General features: G+C 70.0%; 14 protein-coding genes. 2 read left to right on the top strand and 12 right to left on the bottom strand.

The genetic code is table 11. The features are described 5' to 3' along the window. Positions 1-5: 5 nt before the first annotated feature. From ACFV2X_RS15900 to ACFV2X_RS15870, 7 genes are read right to left on the bottom strand one after another with little or no spacing between them, the layout of a single operon-like run. Entirely contained in the window at positions 6-1,025 is a 1,020-nt protein-coding gene (locus ACFV2X_RS15900; RefSeq protein WP_385616497.1) for an HAD-IIIC family phosphatase, read from the bottom strand. Next, a complete protein-coding gene (locus tag ACFV2X_RS15895) occupies positions 1,022-2,197 on the bottom strand; it encodes an acyl-CoA dehydrogenase family protein (RefSeq protein ID WP_385616495.1) in 1,176 nt (391 codons plus the stop codon). The genes ACFV2X_RS15900 and ACFV2X_RS15895 overlap by 4 nt, the downstream gene beginning before the upstream one ends. Then, positions 2,194-2,448: an acyl carrier protein gene (locus tag ACFV2X_RS15890; protein WP_385616493.1), complete on the bottom strand. Its 255-nt coding sequence runs from the start codon at positions 2,446-2,448 to the stop codon at positions 2,194-2,196. The genes ACFV2X_RS15895 and ACFV2X_RS15890 overlap by 4 nt, the downstream gene beginning before the upstream one ends. Positions 2,449-2,450: 2 nt before the next feature. Continuing rightward, on the bottom strand, positions 2,451-3,779 hold the full coding sequence (locus ACFV2X_RS15885; protein WP_385616491.1) for a condensation domain-containing protein: 1,329 nt from the start codon (positions 3,777-3,779) through the stop codon (positions 2,451-2,453). Between the two features lie 51 nt (positions 3,780-3,830). After that, the gene (locus tag ACFV2X_RS15880) at positions 3,831-9,269 is read right to left on the bottom strand and encodes a beta-ketoacyl synthase N-terminal-like domain-containing protein (protein WP_385616489.1); all 5,439 of its coding nucleotides are present in this window, start codon (positions 9,267-9,269) and stop codon (positions 3,831-3,833) included. Further along, positions 9,266-9,604, bottom strand: coding sequence for a phosphopantetheine-binding protein (locus ACFV2X_RS15875; protein WP_385616487.1), 339 nt, complete (start codon positions 9,602-9,604; stop codon positions 9,266-9,268). Before ACFV2X_RS15875 ends, ACFV2X_RS15880 begins: the two co-directional genes overlap by 4 nt. A gap of 57 nt (positions 9,605-9,661) precedes the next feature. Then, positions 9,662-11,047 carry a condensation domain-containing protein gene (locus ACFV2X_RS15870; protein ID WP_385616485.1) on the bottom strand — a complete coding sequence of 462 codons (1,386 nt, stop codon included), beginning with the start codon at positions 11,045-11,047 and terminating at the stop codon, positions 9,662-9,664. A 98-nt stretch (positions 11,048-11,145) separates the two neighbouring features. Between ACFV2X_RS15870 and ACFV2X_RS15865 the strand changes: the two genes are divergently transcribed. Both ACFV2X_RS15865 and ACFV2X_RS15860 read left to right on the top strand, forming a co-directional pair. After that, positions 11,146-12,972, top strand: coding sequence for an ABC transporter transmembrane domain-containing protein (locus ACFV2X_RS15865; protein WP_385616483.1), 1,827 nt, complete (start codon positions 11,146-11,148; stop codon positions 12,970-12,972). Then, positions 12,969-14,780 (top strand): ABC transporter ATP-binding protein, encoded by a 1,812-nt coding sequence (locus tag ACFV2X_RS15860; protein WP_385616481.1) that lies wholly within the window; start codon positions 12,969-12,971, stop codon positions 14,778-14,780. The genes ACFV2X_RS15865 and ACFV2X_RS15860 overlap by 4 nt, the downstream gene beginning before the upstream one ends. 136 nt (positions 14,781-14,916) lie before the next feature. Here the strand turns inward: ACFV2X_RS15860 and ACFV2X_RS15855 are convergent, their stop codons facing one another. The 5 genes from ACFV2X_RS15855 to ACFV2X_RS15835 form a co-directional block, all read right to left on the bottom strand. After that, positions 14,917-17,667 (bottom strand): condensation domain-containing protein, encoded by a 2,751-nt coding sequence (locus tag ACFV2X_RS15855; protein ID WP_385616479.1) that lies wholly within the window; start codon positions 17,665-17,667, stop codon positions 14,917-14,919. Between the two features lies 1 nt (position 17,668). Further along, positions 17,669-18,856, bottom strand: coding sequence for a hypothetical protein (locus ACFV2X_RS15850; protein WP_385616477.1), 1,188 nt, complete (start codon positions 18,854-18,856; stop codon positions 17,669-17,671). A 23-nt stretch (positions 18,857-18,879) separates the two neighbouring features. Then, entirely contained in the window at positions 18,880-19,131 is a 252-nt protein-coding gene (locus tag ACFV2X_RS15845; RefSeq protein WP_385616475.1) for an acyl carrier protein, read from the bottom strand. Positions 19,132-19,220: 89 nt separating this feature from the next. Next, positions 19,221-20,075 (bottom strand): 3-hydroxyacyl-CoA dehydrogenase family protein, encoded by an 855-nt coding sequence (locus ACFV2X_RS15840; protein ID WP_385616473.1) that lies wholly within the window; start codon positions 20,073-20,075, stop codon positions 19,221-19,223. After that, entirely contained in the window at positions 20,072-22,759 is a 2,688-nt protein-coding gene (locus ACFV2X_RS15835; protein ID WP_385616731.1) for an SDR family NAD(P)-dependent oxidoreductase, read from the bottom strand. Before ACFV2X_RS15835 ends, ACFV2X_RS15840 begins: the two co-directional genes overlap by 4 nt. Positions 22,760-22,870: the final 111 nt, after the last annotated feature.

Genomic DNA, 22,870 nt, shown 5'->3' with positions numbered 1-22,870 from the left:
TGATCTCAACGGGACACGACGTTCATATACGGAGGGAAGCCCTGCAGATTCGTGAAGTCGTGCTCCAGGATCACCAGGTCCCCCTCCGTGCGGGACTCGATGAAGCCGGAGAACTTGTACGTCACATACATCGCCCGGTTGCGATCGGTGGGCAGGAACTCGGCGAACAGCCGGACACCGGCCCCGCGCGCCTCGTGGACCAGGTGGTTGAGCAGCACGGAACCCACCCCGCGCGACATCACCCGGCACGACATCAGCAGCAGCTTCACGGTCCACTCGGCCGAGGTCCGCTCGACGAGCGCGAGTCCGATCTTTCCGTAACCGCCGTAGCGGTCGGTCAGTTCGGTGATCAGGAGCAGATGGTCCGGTGATGTGCGCAGCGCGTCGAGTTCGTCGTACGAGTAGGTGTAGCCGGTCGAATTCAGCTGGTGGGTGCGGACGGTGAGCTCTTCGAGCCGGCGAAGGTCCTCCTCGCGGGCGGGGGAGATGGTGAACGTCATGTCCAGCGAGGCAAGGAACTCGTCCGCCGTCCCCGAGTGGCGCTCCTCGGCCTGCTTGCGCCGTTCGTCGGCCCGGTAGAGCAGCCGCCGGTTTCTGGCGTCCGCGGTGACGTCGCGCACCTGGAATTCGGGAAGGTCGGGCAGGACCGAGATCTCTGTGGCGTCGAAGCACCGCACCTCGGGCAGGGCGAAGGCGACCTCGTCGCGCTCGAACGGCTGATCATCGACGAAGGCCAGGGCGTCCACGCCGATGTTGAGCGCCGCCGCGATGGCCTTCAGCGACTCCGACTTGCTGCCCCAGGTGATCTGGGGGTGCAGGAAGTACTCGTCCAGGCCGAGTTCGCGCAAGCGTGCCCGGGCGGTCCCGGCGTCGTTGCGGCTCGCGACCGAGTGCAGGATTCCGCGCTCGTCCAGGACCTCGATGACCCGCGGGACATCGGGGCGCAGCCGGACCGTGGGGTCTTCGAGGAGCACCCCGTCCCACAGCGTGTTGTCCAGATCCCAGACCACGCACTTGACCGTCATATGCCGCTCCTCTCCGCCGTGGGGGCCGGCCGGTGCCGTCCCGGTGAGAATTCCTGGAAGGCGTACTCCGCCAGATTGACCTCGTGGATCTGGGAACTTCCCTCGATGATCTCCATGACCTTGGCGTCGCCGTAGTGACGCCGGACCGGATAGCCGGCGGCGCAGCCGTTCGCCCCGTGGATCTGCACCGCGTCCGAGGCGCAGCGCACGGCGGCGGTGGACGCGAAGTACTTGGCGAGCGAAGTGGCCGCCAGGGCGTCGGGGGCGCGTTCGTCACGCAGCCGGGCCGCGTCCAGACACAGCAGCTCGGTGGCCCGGTGATCGGTGAACATCCGGCTGATCATCTGCCGGACCAGCTGATGCTCCTTGAGGGGCGCGCCGAACTGCTCGCGCCCGCCCGCATAGCCGACGGAGGCCGTAAGACAGGCGTCGATGATGCCGAGGCAGCCCCAGGCCACGGTGTACCGACCGAGGTCGAGGGCGGCTCCGGCGATATGGGACACCCCCAGGCCTGGCCGGCCGAGGAGGTTCTCATCGGCCACCGTGCACCCGTCGAGGCGCACCTCGGCGGTCATCGAGGCCCGGATTCCCATCAGCTCGGTGATCGGTTCGGTGGTCAGTCCCTCCGTGTCGCGCTCCACGAGGAAGGCGGTCGGCCCCTGCTCCGTACGCCCGATCACGAGGAACACATCGGCGATCTGCCCGTAGGTGATCCACTTCTTGCGGCCCCGCAGCAGCCACCCACGGCCGTCCGGAACGGCGCGCGTGGTGACCCCCGCCGCATCGCTGCCGACCTCGGGTTCGGACAGGGCGAACGCCCCGATCCGCTCGCCCGTGGCAAGGAGCGGAAGCCACCGCCGCCGCTGCGCCCCGCTGCCCCACCGTGCGATCGCGTGCGCCACCATGGTGTGCACGGTGAACAGGCTGCGCACCGACGAACAGGCCCGGCCCAGTTCCGCGGCGAGCAGCCCCACCGTAACCGCGTCACCTCCGCCCCCGCCGAACTCCTCGGGGATCGGCAGCCCCAGGTAGCCGCGGTCGGCCAGCGCCTTGATCACCGCGTCCGGGGTGTGCTGGTCGCGGTGGAAGTCCTCGGCGTACGGAGCGATGACACGGTCGGTGAACTCCCGGAACTCCGCACGGACGGCCCGGTGACCCGCGCTGACCCTCACTGCGCGGCGGATGCGCTGAGCTTGCCGCTGACGAAGAGATCCAGCGCCTGTACGGACCGGAAGTTGTCCGGGTGCAGATCGTCGTTCTCCACGGTGATGCCGAACTCGTGCTCCACGAATGCGACGATCTGCATGGCGAACAAGGAGTTCACCAAGCCGAGTTTGAAGAAGTCCTCCTCGGGCCGCAGCTCTCCCACCGGAAAGAAGCGGGAGAGATAGTCGGTGATACGGCTGCGCACATCACTTTCCATGATCACTGTCCCCTCTGGATACGCTCGATTTCCCGGGCGAGCCGCGCGACCGTGGCCGGCTGGTCGAAGATGTGGCGCAGGGGGAGGTCGATGCCCAACTCCCTGCGCAGGCGCCCGATCACGGCGGCGCCCTGGAACGAGTTGCCGCCGAGTTCGAAGAAGTCGGTGTCCATGTCGAGCACGTCGACGTCGAGCTCCGCGGCCCAGACGGCGGCGACGCGCGTCTCGAGGTCGGACGGGGCCCTCGACGGCCCGGCCTGCGGCAGCAGCCGGAACACCGGTTCGCCCGGGGAGGCCACGGCGTTGGCCAGGATGTTCCGGAGGGCGTCGAGCATCCGGTCGGCCGCGTCCTCGCCGAGCACATCCTCGCGCCATCCCACGGTCAGGCCGAGGGCGGACTCCTTTTCCGTAAAGGCGAACTCCAGCGGGGAACGGCTCGTGGCGGCGCCGAGGTCGAGGACGTCCAGGGCCAGCCCCGATACGTGCGGAAGGCGCAACTCCCGTCGCCAGTGCAGCGTTACGCGGCCCTCCTCCGGGGGTTCACCGCCCGGCCCCAGGGCCAAGGTTTTGCCAATGTGGTCGAGGACGTCGGCGAAGGGCGGGTCGCCCGCCAGATCGACCCGTACGGGCAGCGCCTCCTCGAAGGGACCGACGGCCCGGTCCAGCCCGGGCCGCGGCCGTTCGTCCGTGACAAGGCCGATGACGTGCTCGCGCCCCCGGTCCATGGGCACGTCGGCGCCCACGCTGTCCAGGAGCACGGCGAAGGCCGCGAGGGCCACGGCGGAGCACGGCACGTCCGCCGCGTGCGCCATGCTGCGGATCCCTGCCGCCGTCGCCCCGGGCAGATCGGTGGACACTGTCCTGATGCGGTGCACCGGGCGGGCCGGCCGGCCCACCTGGCTTCCGGCCGCCGGGGCCGCGGCCGGTAGCGATTCGGGGGCGTCGGCGGCGAAGGCCCCGTACGCCTGCCACAGCTCCTCGGTCAGAATGTCCAGCGAGCGGGTGTCGACGCGGTCGCGGTGCGCGGAGGCGAGGACGGCGTACCAGTCCTCGTCGACCTGGAGCGCGGTCAGCGCGACCAGAGGGTGCGTGGCCGTGTCGTACGGCAGCCACATCCGCTCCAGGAGCCGGTCGACGGCCGCCGCGGAGCGTTCCTCGGGCGGCAGTGTCCGCAGATCGACGACGTCCACCGGCGCGGCGGCGCCAGGCGCCCCGTGCCGCTCCGTCAGCCACTCGGCGGCCTGCCGCAGAACAGCCAGGTCCAGCATCCCCTCCACATCGACCACGACGGTCGCGACATCGTCGCCGGGCCGTACGAGGCGACTGTTCATCTGTCCTCCTCACAGGACCGCGGCGCCGGGCGCGCCGACGGGTAGACGGCTTCAGCGGCTGCTCAGGCGCCGGACGATCTGCTCGACCACCGCTTCGCGTGACTCGGCCAGGAAGAGATGGCTTCCCGTGAACTCCTCCCAGTCGAATGCCCCTTCGGTGAGTGCTCCCCAATGCCGCAGCCGGTCCAGGGGCACATGGACATCGCCACTGCCGCGGAACGCGGTGGTGGGACAGGTCAGCCGTCTGCCCGGCGGGCTCTGGTAGGACTCGGCGATGGTGAGATCGGCGCGGATGGTGGGCAGGAACAGCCGGCGCAGCTCGGGATCGGTGAGGATCGCGTCCGGCGTGGCCTCCATCCGGCGCAGCTCCGCGATCAGCTCCTCGTCGGGCATGTCGTGCCACGGTCGGCGCGGCGCGCCGAGGTTGGGTGGTCTGCAGCCGGAGACGAAGAGGTGATCGGGCTGCACTCGGTGTCTTTCGCGCATCCGGTCGGCCAGGGACCAGGACACGACGGCACCCATGCTGTGGCCGAAGAACACGAACGGCCGGTCGAGCAGCGGCAGCAGAGCACGCTCCAGGGCGTCGAGCAGCGGATCCAGCAGGCTCGTCGGGGGCTCGAGGAGGCGGTCCTCGCGCCCGGGGAGCTGTACGGCCCACAGTTCGATATGCGCGGGGAGCAGACGTCCCCACTCCTGGAAGACGGAGGCGCCGCCACCTGCGTACGGGAAACAGAGCAGCCGCGGCCCGGTGTCGCGGCGCGGCCCCAGCCGCCTCAGCAGCGGCGGGGGACCGTCCCCGGACGAGGCTTCGGCCCGGGTGGCCGAGGGCGCGCCGGTCGCGTCGGGCACCGGTGAGATCAGCCTGGCGACCCGTTCGGCGAAACCACCGACGGTGGGCGCGCCGAACAGACTGACCAGCGGGATGTCCAGGTCGAAGAGCGACCTCACCCGGGCCACGACCTGGGTCGCGAGAAGGGAATGCCCGCCCAGAGCGTAGAAGTTGTCGTCGCGGCCGATGCCCTCGATGCCGAGCACGTCCTGCCAGACGGTGGCGATCGCTGCCTCGCGCTCGCCGCCGGGCGCGACGAACGCCGTGTCCAGAGGGGGGCGCGGATGGCGACGGGCCTCGGGCGCGGGGGAGCGGGCGGGCTCGTGGCCGGGGCGTCCGACCCAGCGGTCGAGGCGCGTTTCCAGATCACTCGTGACCACGGTGACCTGCGGCTCGTCGCACCATTCCATGAGGCGCCGCACCACGCGGACACCGTCGTCGGGCGCGATGGCGTAGCGCGGTGTGCCATCGGACCGCCGCGAGGTGTCCGGCTCCGCCCACTCCTCCAGATTGACGCTGATCCAGCGCCTGCCCGTGAGCGCCCGTTGTCGGCAGGCGGTGGCGTCCAGGTATGCGCTGCCCGCGCTGTGGCCGGTGAGACCGATACCGCCGAGCAGGGCCGCGTTGGACGAGACGAGGAGACAGAAGTCCAGGTCAGCGTCGCCGAACAGGTCCACCAGGACCCGGCAGCCCGCGACCTGCGCGCGTGGGATGGCGTCGGCGCAGTCCTGCCCCGGGACGAGTTCCCCGAGCGGGGCGACGGCCTCGCGAGCGGGTGAGCCCTCGGCCTGCACCACCGCGTTGACCTGGCCGAACGCCTTCTCCACCGCGTCGATGGCGGCACGTGTCGAGGTGCGGTCGGTGGTGTCGGCCCGCACCACGAGGACGTCCGCGCCACGGTCCCGCATCGCGCACAGCCGCACGATGAGCCTGCTCGTGGGATCGTCCGGACCGTACTCGGCCGGCCAGTCGGGCCATCGCTCGGCTGCCGGGAAGGAGACACCGGTGACCAGAGCGAGCCTGGCCCGGGCGCGGGTGGCGAGTTCATCGGCGATGTCCAGGCCGATCCGGGACAGTCCGCCGGTGATCAGACAGACCCCGCCCGGCCGCAGCGGATAGGGGGCGGGGCCGGTGTCGGACAGCGGCAGCGGTTCGAGCCCCGGCAGCCAGCGGCGGTCGCCGCGGAAGGCGGTCAGCCGCTGGGTGGCCCGCGGGCGCGTGGGTTCCCTGACGACCGTAAGGAGCCGTTCGGCCAGGGCCCCAGGGCGCGCGGCCCACGTACCGGCGTCGACGACGTCGACGCTCACCTTTGGGTACTCCTGGGGGACGCACAGCGCGGGACCTCGCAGGGCGGCCGTTTCCGGGCGGAGCGCGTCACCGCTCTCGACCGCGGCGATCCCGCTCGTCACCACCCAGATCCGCAGTGGCTCGTCCTCGGTACGGGAGGCCGGCGCGCGGCCGTCGGTACGGGGGGCCAGCGCGCGGGCCGTGTACGCCAGGCTCCGGAAGCCAAGGGTCAGGGCCCGCTCCGGATCCTCCAGCGGCCCGTGGCCCGGGTCCAGGCTCCACAGGTGCGCGACATGGGTGCAGCCGAAACCGGTGCGGGTGAGGTGGTCCGCGAGTGCGTCGTAGTCCTCGGAGCGCGCCGGGTCGATCCGTATCCGCACCTCGTCGACCGGCTCGAACCCCGTACCGGGTTCGACCAGGAGCGCCGCCCCGCCGCCTGCGAGGATACGGCGGGCCAGGGCCCGCGCCACTCCGCCGCCGTCCGCGAGGATCAGCCAACGCCCCCCGGCGGCCGTGGCGTTCCGCCGATCGGCCACCGGAAAGGGAAGTGAGCGCCACGACGGGGCGAAGACCCGCTCCCGGGTGTCCCGCTCCCCGGCGTCCGCGCCGGAAGCGGGGACGGCGCCCGGCGCAGGCGGGTCCACCCAGGCGCGGGTGCGCTCGAACGGGTAGCTCGGCAGGGGCACCCGGCCCGGCTTCCGCGGTGCGTGCACGGCGGGCCAGTCGACATCGGCGCCCGCCAGCCACAGTCGGCCCAGGACGTCCTGGAGGAGTGAGGTGTCGCTCTCCCGGTGGTCGTACCAGGCGCGTACGGAGGGGAGGACCGCCCCATCAACGGGGCCGGGGCCGGGCCGGTCCGTGTCGAGCAGATGCTCGGCTGCCAGCGAGCACAGAGCCTGGCCGGGGCCGAGCTCGAGGAGTACGTGATCGCGGTCCGCACACAACTCCCGCAGCCCGCCCGCGAAGTCGACGGTGCGCGCGCTCTGCCTGCCCCAGTACTCGGGGTCGGTGGCCTCGGCGGCGGTCAGCCACGTCCCCGTCATATTGGAGAGCAGCGGAGTCGCCGGCGGCGACAGCTCGACCGTGCGCAGCGCCTCGGTGAACGGGGCGACCATCGGCTCAAGCGACGGGGTGTGAAAGGCGTGCCGGGTCCCGAGGGGCCGACAGGCGATCTCGTCGGCCGACAGCTCCCGCGCCAGTGCGTCCACCGCCTCGGAAGGACCGGCCACCACGGTCAGCCGCGGGCCGTTGAGAAGCGCGATGGAGAGCCCGCTGCCGGTCAGGCGCGGGCGGAGCGCGTCCGGTGACAGCGACACGGCCAGCATGGCCCCACCGGGCAGCTCGTCGATCAGCCGCGCCCGGTGCACGATCAGGCGCAGCGCGTCGTGGAGGGTGAACACCCCGGCGACGGTCGCGGCCACATACTCGCCGAGGCTGTGCCCGATGAGGGCGGCGGGCCGTACCCCCCAGGCGGTCAGCTGCCGGGCGAGGGCGTACTCGACGCAGAAGACGGCCGGATAGGCCAGCGTCGTGGCGCGCAGTTCGTCCTCCGGCGGGGCGCCGCTGAACATCCCGGCCATATCGAGCCGACCGCGTGCGCGGGGCCCCTCGACTCGCGGGGCGCCGCGCTCCGGGTAGAGCACATCGCGCAGATCGAGGCCGAGGTGCGGGCGCAAGGACTCGGCGCACTTGTCGATGGCGGCGGCGAAGACGGGCTCGTCCTCGTAGAGGTCCTGGGTCATGCCGACGTACTGGTCACCGACGCCGGAGAACATGAACGCCACCGTGCGTCCGTGTCCGGCCCCGCGCAGCTTCCGCCAGCGCGGGTCCCCCGGGGCGGACAGCAACTCCACCGCGTCCTCGTGGTCCCGGCAGACCACACTCCTGCGATGGGCGAACCTCGCCCGGCCCACCTGTGTGGTGTACGCGATATCGACGAGCGACTGCTCCGGGCGGTCACGCAGCTGGTCGGCGAGCTTGCTGGTGGCGTGTTCGAGCGCGTCGGCGGTCTTGGCGGAGAGCACCAGCACCTGGGGGCGCGCCCCGGCGGGTGTCGGCGCCCGTCGGGGTGGTTCTTCCAGTACGACATGGGCGTTCGTACCGCCGAAGCCGAAGGCGCTGACCCCGGCCCTGCGCGGTGTCGCGCCTCGCGGCCATGCGCGCAACTCGGTGTTCACATAGAACGGGCTGCGCTCGAAGTCGATCTCCGGGTTGGGGGCCTTGAAGTGGAGCGACGCGGGGATCTGCCCGTGGCTCAGTGCCAAGGCGGTTTTGATCAGCCCGGTGACCCCGGCCGCCGTGTCGAGATGGCCGACGTTGGTCTTCACCGACCCCAGGGCGCAGTAGCCCACCTGGTCCGTGCTGTCGCGGAAGGCGCGGGTGAGTGCCGCCACTTCGGCGGGGTCGCCGAGGCGGGTGGCCGTGCCGTGGGCCTCGACGTAGCTCACCGTATCGGCCGTGACCTCGGCGACCCGCTGCGCGCGTACGATCACCTCGGCCTGACCGCTGATCCCCGGTGCCGCGAAGCCGACCTTCCCGGCGCCGTCGTTGTTGACGGCGGACCCCTTGATCACCGCGTGAATGGTGTCCCGGTCGGCGACCGCCTCCGGGAGGCGTTTGAGTACGACCGCCGCCACGCCGTTGCCGAACACCGTTCCGGCGGCCTCCGCGTCAAAGGCCCGGCTGTGCCCGTCGGGGGACGCGGTGCTGCCCGGCATTCTGAGGTATCCGGTCAGCTGCGGCGGGGTGACGGTGGCGCCGCCGACGAGCGCCAGATCGCACTGGTAGCTCAGCAGCGCGTCGACGGCCAGATGGGTGGCGACCAGGGAGGTGGAGCAGCCCGTCTGCACGGCCAGGCTCGGTCCGCGCAGATTCAGATGGTAGGAGACCCGGGTGGCGAGGAAGTCCTTGTCGTTTCCCATCAGAAGCATCGGGGAATCGGCGTCCGACACGTCCGGATTTCCGAGGAGATTGCGCAGAAGATAGCGGCTCAGTCCCATACCGGCATAGACACCGATGGCGCCGTCGTAGGTGAACGGATCGCAGCCAGCGTGCTCCAGCGACTCCCATGCGGTTTCCAGGAAGAGCCGCTGCTGCGGATCCAGCAGCGCGGCCTCTCTCGGAGAGTAGCCCCAGAACTGGTGGTCGAAGAGCGACACTCCTGGTATGAGGCCCGCGGCGTTCACGAAATGAGGGTGACGGCGCCGCTCGGCCGAAACTCCGAGGCTGTCCAACTCTTCTTCCGTACACGGCTTTATGGACTCGACTCCGTCGCGCAGATTCTCCCAGAAGGTGTCGATGTCGTCCGCGCCGGGCACATGGAGAGCCATTCCGATCACAGCGATGTCATCGGCTCCGTACGGCTGCTCGGTCATAGGCGGCCCCCTGGGTCCGGGCCGCGAAAGGTACGGCGGTGCCGTCGCTGCTGCTGGGCGCGGAGCCGGCTCTCGTCGAACGCGCCCGCTTCCCGGTCCTGCGAGCTGCTGAGATAGGACACCAGCGCGGAAACGGTGGGAAGATCGAAGAGCGCCGTCAGGGGGAGGTCGGGGGCGATCGATTCACGTAATCGCATATGCACTCGGGCCAGTTGTAACGAGTTTCCCCCCAGGTCGAAGAAGTTGTCGTAGAGCCCGACAGAATCGATCTTCAGCACCTCACGCCATATGGCCACGATGTGCTGCTCGATTTCGGGTGGGGGAGGAACCCGCATTCCTTGCAGCCTCTCCGTCGGAAGGTGTTTCGGCCCGGGTGCCGACCGGTGTCGGTCTCACTCCTCGCGCGCGCGATGCCGTGCGTCGATAAGGCGCTGTAGCCGGCCGCCGCGCGTGACCGCTGCCCGCGATACCGCCGGCGCCGCCGGACGCAGTTCGGCGAGGGGCACGGACGGATCGGCGGTCACGCGGGCGACGACCGTCCGGAAGGCGGCCGCCAGGGCGGCGGCCCGTTCGGGGGTCAGCCGACCCGTGTCGTAGTTGACGCGGAACGCGAAGCGGTCGGCGTCCGGCTTTCCGTAGAACCCGACGTCGACCTGTGGAGCCATATGCTCGGGCGGCAGGAAGGCGGCCACCTGGAAGATGGTCAGAAAGGTGGGGTTCCGCCCGCCGTCGCGCCGGGGGTTGGCCTGTTCGACCGCCAGGTCGAAGGGGTAGCGGCTGTGCTCGTACGCCCGCAGACTCTTCTCGTTGACCAGCGCCGTCGCGTCGGCGAAGGTGACGGCGCCCGACAGATCGGCCCTGACCGCCACCATATTGGCGAAGAGCCCGACGAGCTCCATCAGCTCCATGGAGTGGCGTCCGGAGAACGGCACGCCGATGATCAGGTCGTCGTCGCCGGTCAGCTGGGTGAGGGCGACGGCGTAAGCGCTCATGAACAGGGTGTTGACCGTGACACGCACACCGCGCGCCGCCGCCCGGGCCGCCGCGGTGGTCTCCGCGTCGAGATGGAACGTCATGGAGGCGAAGGGGGTGCCTCCCGGCGAGGTGGCGGGGCGCCCGCCGTCGGCGAGGCGCAGCCGGGGCAGCGGGGGGCGTAACTCCGCGCGCCAGTACGCGGCCGAAGCGACGCCTTCCGGGCTCGCGAGCCATGCCGGCTCCTCGCGGACATGGCTTTCGTAGGACGTCGGCAGCGCCGGCAGGTCAGGGGGCGCGCCCTTCTCGAGCATGTCGACGAGGGCTGTCAGCTCACGCTGCACAATCGCGTTGCTGAGGCCGTCCGATATCAGATGGTGCACATTCAGATAGAGACGGAATTGAACGTCGGCAAGCTTGAACAGACAACCCCTCAAGAGAGGGCGGGAAAAATCGAAGGGTTTCGCGTTGTCTGCGCGTACCTGGCGGTCGAACTCTTCCGCTGGATCGGCGTGCGACGTGAGATCGGACAGCGGCAGTTCGAACCGGTAGTGGGGGAGTATGGATTGGCGGGGCCCGTCGGGCCCGGTGCTGAATACGAGTCGAAGCGCGTCGTGCCGGGCGATCAGAAAATTTAGCGCAAATTCTGTGCGTTCGCGGTTTGTTCCGGGACCGAGATCGGTCCACATCGGAAGATTCTGTTCTGTCCCGGTGTCATCGAGCAGTTTGAGGAGCCAGAGTCCGCGTTGCGCGTGTGACAGTGAGAAAGCCGTCCCTTCAGGGCTCGGCATCGCGGCATCTTTCATCACCCATCCCCGTCTGCAGTCGCACGGTTGAGAGATGCTGCTGCACTGGTTCGGTTGTGGTCATATGCCGCACGTTATTATTGCTTCATGGTGGGCTCATGTCAACTAGTGTGTGTGCGGTGAGGAAATCTGACACGGACCCTGGGGTTCCGGACTCTCGCAGCGCGGGGCGTTACCTATGGTGGCTGATCACCAGCCAGCGCCATCGCATTGTCACCGGCTCGCTATTGGGCAGTTTATGGATGGTTGGACTGACTCTTCCGCCGTATCTGCTGTCCCGGGCGATTGACGACGGCCTCGTGCCCGGCCGTTCGGGCGCGTTCATGGGCTGGGTCGCGGTCCTGCTCGGAGTCGGCGTGCTCAACGCCTGGCTGGGCATCATGCGGCACCGCACGATGACGAAGGTCAGGATGGACGCCGTCTTCCGCACGGTCCGCAGTGTCGTCGGACAGGCCACCCGGCTGGGCGCGGAACTGCCCCGTCATGTCACCGCCGGAGAAGTCGTCACCATCGGCATCTCCGATGTCTGGCGGATCAGCCAGACCTTGACCATCACCGGGCCCGGTGTCGGCGCCGCACTCGCCTATGTCGTGGTCGCCGGGCTGCTCTTCTCCGTCTCCGTGCTGCTCGCCGTCGTGGTGCTGCTCGGTGTGCCGCTGCTGGCCGTGCTGGTCGGCCCGCTCCTCGGCCGACTTCAGAGCGTGGAAACCGCGTACCGTGCCCACCAGGGCACCCTCACCGCCCGATTCGTGGACATGGCCGGCGGACTGCGTGTCCTGAACGGCCTGGGCGGCAAGAGCATGTACGCCCAGCGCTATGGGCGCGAATCGCGGCAGCTCATGGCCGAGGGATACCGGGTCGGCGCGGTGACCAGTTGGATCCAGGCGCTCGGCGTCGGCCTGCCCACGCTGTTCCTGGCGGCGGTGACCTGGCTGGCGGCCCGGCTCGCGGCCCAGGGGAGCATCAGCGTGGGCGAACTCGTCGCGGTCTACGGCTATGTCGCGGTCCTCGTCGTGCCCGTGTCCTTCTTCATCGAAGGAGGCTACGACCTCGGCCGCGGGCTGGTCGCCGCCCGCCAGGTGATCCGCTTCCTCAATCTGCGCCCCGAACGGCCCGATGCCATCCCCGCCGCCACCCCGCCCCCGACCCCGTCCGAGCTCCACGACCCGGACTCCGGAGTCACGGTGGCGCCGGGTGAACTCACCGCGCTGGTCGGCGCCGTCGCCGCGGAGACCTCGCTGGTGGTCGACCGGCTCGCCGGGTTCGTCGACTCGGCGGCCGTGTGGGGCGGCACCCGCCTCGACGCGTGCGCCCGCGCGGATCTGCGCGCCCGGATCGTGGTCGCGGACAACGAGGCCGACCTCTTCTCCGGCCCGCTGCGCGAGGTCATCTCGGGGCGGCACGACCGGGACGAGCGGACACTCGCCTCGGCGGTGCACACCGCGGCGGCGCAGGACATCGTGCACGCACTGCCCGACGGGCTCGAAGCGGCCGTCACCGCGCAGGGCGGCAACCTCTCCGGCGGCCAGCGCCAGCGCATACGCCTCGCCCGCGCGCTGGCGGCCGACCCCGAGGTGCTGTTGGCCACCGAACCCACCTCGGCGGTCGACGCGCACACCGAAGCGGTCGTCGCGGCCCGGCTGCGCGCCGCGAGGTCCGGCCGCACCACCCTCGTCACCACCACCTCGCCACTCCTCCTCGACCACGCGGACACCGTGTACTACCTGGTCGATGGCGTCGCCGCCGCCTTCGGCAGCCACCGCGAACTGCTGTGCTCACAGCCCGGCTACCGCCGGCTCGTCTCCCGGGGCGGGGAGGACGAGGACGGCGACGAGAGCGGGGATGGGGACGGGGACGGGGACACGACTCACGACGACCGGAGACCTGGACCGTCCGCCCGTCCCTCCGAAAGGACCGCCCGATGAAGACCGGGACCAAGGCGGCCTCCTCGCCCGAACCCGAACCCGAACCCGAATCCGGACCGGGTTCCGGGCTGCTGCCCGTAGCCGACCCTCGCCGGGCCCGCCGGGCCGCGTTCGGGCTGATCAAAGCGGACGGCCGCGCCTTCACCGTGGTGGTCCTCCTCAACGCGCTGGCCGCGGCCGCCGGCCTCGTCGGGCCCTGGCTGCTCGGCCGCATCGTCGACACCGTCAAACGCGGCGGCACCGTGGCCGACGTGGACCGCCTCGCCGTCACCATGCTCGTCTGCTCCCTGGCCCAGCTGCTCCTCTCCCGGTACGCCCGGTACGTCGGCCACCGCTTCGGCGAACGGACATCGGCGCGGATCCGCGAGCAGTTCGTCGACCGGGTGCTCGCGCTGCCCGCGTCCGCCGCCGAACGCGGTGGCACCGGCGACCTCACCGCGCGCGGCACCAATGACATCGCCACCGTGGGCACGACGCTGCGCGACGCGGGGCCCGAGGTGTCCATGGCCATGGTCCAGGTGCTCTTCGTCCTCGGGGCGGCCTTCGCCCTCGACCCGCTCCTCGGCGGCATCGGGGTCGTCGCGCTGCTCGGCATCTGGTTCGCGGCCCGGTGGTATCTGCGCCGCGCCCACCCCGCCTACCTCGCCGAGGGGGCGGCCGACTCCGCACTGGCGGAAGTACTCGTCACCACGGCGGCAGGCGCCCGCACCGTGGAGGCCCTTGGCCTCCAGGAACGCCGCGTCACGGCCTGTGTGGCGGCCATCGAGCGGGTCCGGAGCGCTCAGCACCGGACGCTGTTCCTGCGCAGCGTGCTGTTTCCCGCCATCGACGTCTCCCAGGTCCTGCCGGTGGTCGCGGTGCTGATGGCGGGCAGCGCGCTGCTCGAACAGCAGGCGGTCAGCCTGGGCACGGTGGTGGCCATGGCGATGTACTTCCGGCAGCTGTCCACACCGATGGACACGGTCCTCCTGTGGATGGAGCAACTGCAGGGCAGCGGGGCGTCCTTCGCCCGTATCGAGGGCGTCGGCCTGGTCGCGAGGGAGCGGCGGACCGATGCCGACGCGCCCACCCCGGCCGACGACCGCATCGAGGTACGGGATGTCCGCTACGCCTATGACGGCGGCGGTGAGGACGTGCTGCACGGTGTGGACCTCTGCGTCCGCCCCGGCGAGCGCATCGCCGTCGTCGGTCCGTCGGGGGCGGGCAAGACCACGCTCGGCCGGCTGCTCGCCGGCGTCGACGAGCCGCGGACCGGCGCGGTGACGGTGGGCGGTGTCCCGGTCGCCACCCTCGCCCCGGACAGACTGCGCAGACAGATCGTCCTCGTGACCCAGGAACACCATGTGTTCGCCGGTACGGTGCGCGACAACCTGCTGCTCGCGGCTCCGGCCGCGACCGACGACGAGTTGCGGCAGGCGCTGGCCGTCGTGGGCGCCGAATGGGCGGCGGGGCTCCCCGACGGGCTCGACACACAGGTGGGCGCCGACGGACACCGGATCGACGGCGCCCGGGCCCAGCAACTGGCCCTGGCCCGGGTGGTCCTGGCCGACCCGCACACCTTGATACTCGACGAGGCCACCGCGCTCCTTGACCCCACGACCGCCCGCCACACCGAACGGGCCCTGGCGGCGGTGCTGGAAGGACGTACGGTCATCGCCATCGCGCATCGACTGCACACCGCACATGACGCCGACCGGGTCGCCGTGATGGCCGACGGCCGGCTCACCGAGTTGGGCACCCATGACGAGCTCGTGGCCCACGGTGGCGCCTACGCCCGACTCTGGAGCTCTTGGCACGGCGGATCCTGACTTGCCACTTCCCCATCCGTCCCCGTCCCACTTTTGAGGCTCGCCTGCCTCCGGGCGCTCAGGTCCCCTGTCGACGCTCCTCGACACCGCGCTCTGTCGTTCGTACCTCGCTCCGACGCTTGGTCTCTCCCCCCAGCTACCGCTGGGAGGTGCCCCCTCTCTCGACAGGGGCGCGCCCTTTGGCGCTCGCCACTTCGACACCGAGCCGCGCGAGGGCGCCCAGGGCCTCCCGTACCCCGGTCCTGTCGTCCTGCGCACGGCGCATCGTGGACAGGACGGCGGCCGCCGTGGCGCCGTCCGCCACGCTCTGCCGCAGCGCGGGCACCAGCACCGGGTGCGCGCTGATCTCGACCAGGACGTTGTACTTCTCCGCCAGCAGGCGTCTGGTCGCCGCGGCGAGCTCCACCGGCCGACGGAGGTTTCTGACGAAGTAGTCCGGGGTGATGTCCGCCCAGTCGAGCCAGTCGCCCGTCACCGACGACACCATCGGAAGGCGTCCGGGACGCGCCGTGATCCCCTCGACGGCCTTCCTGAGATCATCCGCGATCAGGTCGATGGCCGGGCTGTGGGCGGGAAGGTCGACACGGATCATGGCACATGGCACATCGCGTTCGGTCAGCTCCGCGACGATCGCCTCCAGCTCGGTCCGGTCCCCGGCCAGCCCCGTGGTCCGCGGCCCGTTCTTCGTCGCCACATGGACCCGGTCGCCGCCCCGCTCCGCCAGATACGCGTCGAGCTCGGCCGCCGACAGCTCGATGGCCGCCATGCCGCGGTCAGGGCCCGCCACGCGGCGTTGCTGACCGCTGTAGTGGCAGATCAGCAGCGCCGCGTCCGCGACGTCGAGGATCCCCGCGATCACACACGCGGCGATCTCCCCGACGCTGTGTCCGACAACCGCCTCCGGGCGGGCCCCGGCGGCCTCCAGAGCGCGCGCGATGCCCACCTGCACCGCGAAGACGACCGGCTGCATGACCCCCACATCACCGGTTCTGGCCTCCGGCTCGTCGAGAAACAACTCCCGCACCAGGGACCAGTCCGTATACCGGGCCAGCTCGCGGTCGCACTCGTCGAGGGCGTCGCGGAACACCGGGTCGGCGGCGTACAGCCGACGCCCCATGCCCACCCACTGCTGACCGTACGGAGAGCAGACGAAGGCCAGCCGGGGGCCACCCGTGAGGTCGGCCGCCGACACCGCCGGCGTGGCGGTGGGACGGCGATCGCGCCGCCGTGCCGGGCGCTGCCGAGCCGAGAGGCGTACGTCGGCTCCGCCGAGCGCGCTCAGCGGCAGGTCGGGCTCGTCGGCCACCGTGTCGAGCAGCGCGATGAACTCGGCCGTCAGCCGCCGCGCCTCCTCGGGCGGGAACAGATCGAGGGCGTACGTGAGCGTGGTGTCCACACCGTCCGGCGCCCGGTCGTCCGCGAACGCCTCGACCAGCTCGAAACGCAGGTCGAAGCGGGTCCTCTCCTCGTAGACCGGCTCGGCCCGCACCGTCAGCTCCGGCAGCCGGAACTCGGGGGCCGCGTTGTTCTGGAACGCGAGCATGACCTGGAAGAACGGATGCCAGGCGGGCGACCGTGGCGGATTGAGCGCCTGGACCAGCTGGTCGAACGGCACCTCCTGATGGGCGAACGCGGCCAGGTCCGCATTCCGCACCCGGGCCAGCAGCTCCCGGAAGGCCGGGTCACCGTCCGTCCTGGTCCGCAACACCAGGGTGTTGACGAAAAAGCCCACCAGATCGTCCAGCATCTCGTCGGTACGTCCCGCGGTGGGCGTGCCGATGGCGATGTCGGAGCCGGCCCCGCGCGCGGTGAGCAGCGTCGCCAGCGCCGCGTGGACGACCATGAACACGCTGGTGCCGGTCTCACGGGCCAGGTCGTACAGGGCCTGATGCGTGGTGGCGCAGACCCTGGCGGTGACACGGCCACCCCGATGGGAGGGGGTGTCGGGGCGGGGGCGTGGTGTGGGGAGGCCCAGCCGGTCCGGCATACCCGCCAGTTCACGCCGCCAGAAGTGTGTCTGGCGGCTGAGTTCGCTGTCCGGGTCGTCGGCCGTGCCCAGGACCTCGTGCTGCCACAGACTGTAGTCGGCGTACTGGACGGGCAGCGGGCTCCACGGCGGTGGCGCACCGCCGCGCCGGTGTGTATAGGCCTCAGCGAGATCCCGTAGAAGTGGCACCGTCGACCAGCCGTCGCAGGCGATGTGGTGGATGACCAGGAGCAGCACATGCTCGTGGTCGGAGAGCCGGAACAACCGGGCGCGCACCGGGGTCGTGGTGGTGAGGTCGAAGGCATGACGGGCCTCGGCGGCCAAGGCGGCGGACAGCGCGCCCTCCGTGACAGGGACGACCGGCAACTCCACCGGGGCCTCGTCGGCGTCGAGGACGACCTGCTGAGCCCGGCCGTCCCAGTCGGGGCAGGCCGTACGCAGCGACTCGTGCCGGTTCACCAGGTCCCCCAGGGCGCTGCGCAGGGCGGCGATGTCCAGGGGACCGCTCAGCCGATGGGCCAGCGGCATGTTGTAGTTTCCCGTCTCCCCGTGCAGCAGATTCAGGAACCACAGCCGGCGCTGCGCCGGCGACAGCGGAATCTCGTCGCCACGCTCCATCGGGCGCATCCTGGGCAGCGGGGCGCGGTCCACCCGGCCCACGCGCTCGGCCAGCAGCGCCACCGTCGGGGCCTCGAACACCGTGCGCGGGGCGAGGCTGATGCCAAGGGTGCTCCTGATCCGGTTCCGCAGCCGGGTCGCGAGCAGCGAGTTGCCGCCGAGATCGAAGAACGACACGTCGGCCGACACCTGGTCGGCGCCCAGCACCTCCGCGAACACCGCACAGAGAATTTCCTCCCGCTGGGTACGCGGGGCCCGGCCGCCGGCCTGGGCATCGGCCATCTCAGCCTCCGTCCACGGACCGTACGCCCTCGCGCACGGTGGCGGGCCACTCGGCGGTGTCGGTGTCGAACTGGCACAGGAACGCGTAGACCAGACGCTCCAGGCCGAATCCCACGCATCCGCTGCGCACGGGGCCGTCCGTGCCGTGGTCGATGCGGAAACGGCGTCCGAACAGGTCGTCGTGGAAATTGAAGGAGCCGACGGCGATGGACCGGCCCGGTGCGACATCGAGCCGCAGTTCGTACTTGAGCTCCAGCAGCCGCTGGGACCAGATCTGCTCGGAGGCATCCGTACCGCCGAAGAACGGGTCGTTGCCGACCTCGCAGCACCCCGACAGCCCAAGGTCCTCCATGAACCCGAAGATCTTCCGCATGAAGCGGTCACGCGCCTCGATGACCTGCTGACGCGCCCCCATGAACACGATCTCGCGAATCGTGAAGTCCCACAGGCGCTCCAGCGTCGTCGCATAGCCCGCCTCGAACCGGAACGACTTCCCCCGCGACGTCACCACATGGAGGCGGTCGCCGTCCAGAGTCCGCCCGCTGTGCTGCTGGAAGGTGTGGTAGCACATCGTGGGCGGCAGACAATAGTCCACATTCGCACAGGACCGGAGCACTGCGGAGTCGAGCCCGCCGCCGTATCGCTCCAGGAAATCCCGGTAGACATCAATGTCGTTGTGCAGACGCGTCACAAACATCAAATGCTGGGGGAACGAGGCGAAGTAACCAGCGGTCGCCAGCGCCTCGGCCTTGACGAGCGTCGGATAGCGGTAGGCACACGCTTGGAAGTCCTGGGCGAGGATGTCTCGTATGGCCCGGTCGAAGTACGCGAACAGCGACAGCAGCGGCTCGCCGATGGCGACCTGGCCCTCGCCCGTCTCGCTCACCGAGCCCTCGCGTACCAGCCGGTCGAACAGGCCAGGACGGGTCTGGCGACGGTGCGGCGAGGTCCAGATCGCCTTGGGCCGTGTCGCCAGCTGTGGCCGCACCTCGCTGTCGACCACATAGTTGACCTTCTCGGTCAGGGCGGCCCAATCCAGCGGCGCCGGGGAGTACAGGGTGAGCCCCGCTATCTCACCGCCCGCCGCCGTCACCTCGTATCCGGTGATGTCCGGGGACACGAAGAAGAGGCGACGCTCGATCTCCGCCGCCAACCGCTCCGGCACGGGCGTACGCAGCTCGATTCTCATGCCAAGGGGCCTGTCGGGACGGTTCACGCGGCGGTCGCCGTCTTGGACGTGATCAGCCGGACCAGGCCCCCGGTCGTGCGGAAGTTCTCGAAGTCCATGTCGTCGGGGCCGAGTTCCGTTCCGGTCGCCTTTTCCACGAAGACCGCGAGCTGCACGGCGAACAGGGAATTGACATACCCGAGGGCGAATATGTCGTCGTCTTCGGCCGGTGTGTGACCACCGAGCTGAGGTGCCAGGAAATTCAGGACCAGTTTCCTCGCCTCGTCATGGTTCATCGCTGCTCCCTGAGTGAAGTGACGGTGCGCCCTGCGTGCTGGGCTGACAGTGCGCCCTGCGTGCTGAAGTGGCGGTGTGGCAGCGGGGGTCAGTACACGTAGAAGCCCTGGCCGCTCTTGCGGCCCAGCAGTCCGGCGTCGACCATCTTCTGCAGCAGCGGGGCCGGCCGGTACTTACTGTCCTTGAAGCTGTCGTACAGGACGTTGATCGAGTTGAGGATGGTGTCCAGACCGATCAGGTCACCGGTCTCCAGCGGGCCCATCTTGTGGCTGAAACACCCCTTGAACATGCGGTCGATCTGCGAGGCGGTGGCCACCTGGTCCTGGACGCAGTAGATGGCCTCGTTGATGGTCAGCATGAGCACCCGGTTGGTGATGAAACCGGGTGAGTCCTGGACCACGATGCCTTCCTTGTCCAGGTTTTTGAGCAGATGGAGAGCGGTGTCGAGGGTGGCATCGGAGGTGAAGTGTCCTCGGACCACCTCGACCGTCCCGATGAGGGGGACGGGGTTCATGAAGTGCATGCCGAGGACTTCGGCCGGCCTGGAGGTCACCGAGGCGACCCGGGTGATCGGCACCGCCGAGGTGTTCACCCCGAAGATCACCCCGGGGCGGCAGACGGTGTCGATCTCCTCGTAGACGGCGCGCTTGATGTCCCAGTTCTCGGTGACGTTCTCCACGATGAAGTCGGCGTCGGCCAGCTTTGCCAGTTCCGTCCCCGTGGTGATCCGGGAGAGAATCGTCTCGGGGCTGCTCTCGAGCTCCTGGGCGCTGAACACCTTCTGGAACCGCAGCTCGCGTTCCATCTGCTTCAGCGCGCCGTCGAGCTGGCTCTGCGCGATATCGACGAGCACCACCTCGTACGCCCCCGCTTGTGCGAGCGACTGTGCGACACTGCGGCCGATCGTGCCGGCGCCGATGACACCCACCGTGCGAATGCTCATGAACTGCCACCCTTTCGTTTGCCGTCAGTCAGGTACGCGGAGAGTTCGGCGATGCTGGCGTAACGGAACAGATCGGCCATCGAGACCCGCAGGGCCAGGCGCTTCTCGATGTTCTGAGCCATGCGCAACGCGTTGAGCGAGTCGATGCCGAGGTCGAAGAAGCTGGCGTGGATGTTCAGCTCGGTCAGCCCGAGTTCCTTGGCCCAGATCCGGGTGAGTCCGATCTCCAGCTCGCTGTACCGGCCGCTCTCCCTGCCCAGGAGGGTGACGTCGGGGTCCGCCGCCGATCGCCCACCGGGGTCGGCCGTGGATGGACCGTCGCTCTCCGGGGCCGCCAACCTGCCGTGGTTGATCTCGCCGACGATCACGCGCGTACAGCGGGAGACAAGGACCTCCTCGAAGCTCCCGATCCCGTCCTCGGCGGACAGCGACCGGAAGAAGCCCTGGTCCCGCTGGACCCCGTGATCGCTCGCCATGCCCACCCCGATCCAGTCGGACCAGCCGACCGTCACGGTCGGCCGTCCACGCGCCGTACGGTGTTCGGCGAAGTGGTCGAGATAGCTGTTGGCCGCCGTGTAGTCGCTCTGTCCCGCCGCCCCGAACACCGAGGCGGTCGAACCGAAGTTGACCATCAGCGCGGGGGGTTCGTCGTCGGTGACGAGATCGAGCACAGTGGCGCCCAGCACCTTGGGCGCCAGGGTCTGCCGGAAGGTGTCCCAGTCCTTACGGAAGAGAAAGCCGTCGCCCGCCACCCCGGCCGCGTGCACCACACAGCCGATGGCCCCCCACTCGTCCCGGACGGCACGGACGACCGCCGCCATCTGGGCGAGGTCGGTGACATCCGCATGGTACGTACGCACCCGCGCGCCGTTCGCCGTCAGCTCCCGCAGCGTTTCGATCCGCGCGCGCAACCGGTCGTCGGTCTCCGGTGTCCCGTCCCAGCGGCCGGGCGGTGGCACCGGGGTCCGGCCGACAAGCGCCAGCCGGATCCCGGGGACGCTACGGCTCAGCTGCCGCGCCACTGCCAGGCCAAGCCCGCCCAGGCCACCGGTGATCAGATACACCCCGTCCGGGCGGGACGCTCCCGGCGGCGCGGTCGCCGCGAGATCCACGGGCACGAGCTCGGCCACATGACGTCGGCCGTCGCGCAGCGCGACCGCGCCGGGCACGCGAGCGCCGAGCAGTTCGGCGCATACGGCCTCGAGGGAGGTGTCCGGCGCGATGTCGAGGCAGAGAACGTCCGTATGACCGTTCTCCAGGCCGACCGATTTCGCGATGCCGAACAGCGTGGCGTGAACGGGATGTGTGTCCGCCTCATGCCCGGTGACACGGGATACGCAGGGCGCGACGACGCTCAGTCTGCCCGGTGGGGCGCCATGCTCGGAGAGGGTCTTCACGAGGTGGAAGAAGCCTTCGACGCTGTGCCCGAGATGACCGGTCAGCGCCGACGGGTCCCGCTGTACGTCATCGGGGGCCGCCCCGGCGATGTACATGACCTCGTCGAGTCGGCCGAGCTCATTCGGCGAGAGTGCGCCGATCAGCCGACCGAACCCCTGCGCCGTGGGTGGTACGCGGAAGCGCTCGGCCCGAGTGTCCGCGTCCCAGGTCTCGGCGAGGGTCACCTCCGTGACGTCCACGCCATGTGTCCGCAGCCGCGCGCTCAATTCATCGGTGACCCCCGGGTGGTCGCCGACGACCAGGGCCCTGCGGGGCGGTGGTGGTTGCTCCGGTCCGCCGGGTGTGGCCGATGAGGCGACCCAGCGCAGCGTATGGTGGCGGGCGGCGCCACCGAGCCGGGCCACGGTCCGGTGCGGGTCCGAGACGCGTTTGACAGTGAACCCGCTGATGTCGATGGCGGTGTTCCCCGCCTCGTCGCAGATCACCACGTCGACCTTGCGGATCTCCTGGGCTCCCTCGTATCCGGGGTGCGGCTGGATGAAGCTCACGCCCCGGGGTGGCAGGGGAGCGTGGATGCGCAGCGAGTCGTATCCGACGGGAAGGAAGAACCCTCGGTCCTCGCGGGCCCGTTGGCGGTCGTCCGCACCGTCGAGCACGGCGAACCCGCCGAATCCGGTGGCCAGGTCGAGCAGCGCCGGGTGCAGCGGCATATCCGCGCAGTCCGACAGATACGCATCGGGCAGGCACAGGAGACCGAGCGCGCCTCGCACACCGACGTGCACCTCGGTCAGGCTCTGCTGCCAGCGCGGCCCGAACCACATGGATTGGTGCTCAGTCTGGCGCACGCCGACATCGACGACCTCCAGGGCGCAGCGGGCCCGCAGTTCCGCAAGGTCCTGGCTCGGGGCCGGCTGCGGCAGAGGGTTGACGCTGACGCTCCCCTGGACGTGCATCGTCCACTGACCGCCGCCGGGCCCTTGGCTGGCGACGGCGAATTCGGCGGTTCCGTTGCCCGTCTCCCGGATGGTCGTATGCGCTGTCCTGCGCTCCTCGGCGCGTACCAGCATGGGGGTGAGGAAGTGTACGTCCTCGATTTCGGTGGCGGGTCGCCCGAAATGCTCCGACGCTGCCGCTCGTGCCATTTCGAGATAGGTGGTGCCGGGGACGATGGATTCGTTGAGTAATTTGTGCTCGGAGAGCACCCACTGCCGTTCCGGTGTGAATTCCGTGAGGAATACAGATTGCCCCATGCTTTTGAGCAGGGTTTGATCGAGAAGCGGATGGATTCCGGGTTGATCTGATGCTGTGGTGGTTTTGGTGGGGTGGGGGAGCCAGTGGTGTTGGTGTTGGAAGGGGTAGGTGGGGAGGGGGATGCGTTGGGGTTTTTGGTGGGTGGT

It is taken from the genome of Streptomyces sp. NPDC059679 (genome assembly GCF_042734105.1).
GTDB lineage: Bacteria > Actinomycetota > Actinomycetes > Streptomycetales > Streptomycetaceae > Streptomyces.
The sequence above is the reverse complement of the archived record's forward strand: the minus strand, read 5'-3'. Positions and strand labels throughout refer to the sequence as shown.

What these genes read in the sequence shown, in the direction of transcription:
- ACFV2X_RS15845 (WP_385616475.1), bottom strand. Translation starts at nt 19,131, where the DNA reads ATGAACCATGACGAGGCGAGGAAACTGGTCCTGAATTTCCTGGCACCT.
- ACFV2X_RS15860 (WP_385616481.1), top strand. Translation starts at nt 12,969, where the DNA reads ATGAAGACCGGGACCAAGGCGGCCTCCTCGCCCGAACCCGAACCCGAA.
- ACFV2X_RS15890 (WP_385616493.1), bottom strand. Translation starts at nt 2,448, where the DNA reads ATGGAAAGTGATGTGCGCAGCCGTATCACCGACTATCTCTCCCGCTTC.
- ACFV2X_RS15875 (WP_385616487.1), bottom strand. Translation starts at nt 9,604, where the DNA reads ATGCGGGTTCCTCCCCCACCCGAAATCGAGCAGCACATCGTGGCCATA.
- ACFV2X_RS15880 (WP_385616489.1), bottom strand. Translation starts at nt 9,269, where the DNA reads ATGACCGAGCAGCCGTACGGAGCCGATGACATCGCTGTGATCGGAATG.
- ACFV2X_RS15885 (WP_385616491.1), bottom strand. Translation starts at nt 3,779, where the DNA reads ATGAACAGTCGCCTCGTACGGCCCGGCGACGATGTCGCGACCGTCGTG.
- ACFV2X_RS15865 (WP_385616483.1), top strand. Translation starts at nt 11,146, where the DNA reads ATGTCAACTAGTGTGTGTGCGGTGAGGAAATCTGACACGGACCCTGGG.
- ACFV2X_RS15840 (WP_385616473.1), bottom strand. Translation starts at nt 20,075, where the DNA reads ATGAGCATTCGCACGGTGGGTGTCATCGGCGCCGGCACGATCGGCCGC.
- ACFV2X_RS15870 (WP_385616485.1), bottom strand. Translation starts at nt 11,047, where the DNA reads ATGAAAGATGCCGCGATGCCGAGCCCTGAAGGGACGGCTTTCTCACTG.
- ACFV2X_RS15855 (WP_385616479.1), bottom strand. Translation starts at nt 17,667, where the DNA reads ATGGCCGATGCCCAGGCCGGCGGCCGGGCCCCGCGTACCCAGCGGGAG.
- ACFV2X_RS15900 (WP_385616497.1), bottom strand. Translation starts at nt 1,025, where the DNA reads ATGACGGTCAAGTGCGTGGTCTGGGATCTGGACAACACGCTGTGGGAC.
- ACFV2X_RS15850 (WP_385616477.1), bottom strand. Translation starts at nt 18,856, where the DNA reads ATGAGAATCGAGCTGCGTACGCCCGTGCCGGAGCGGTTGGCGGCGGAG.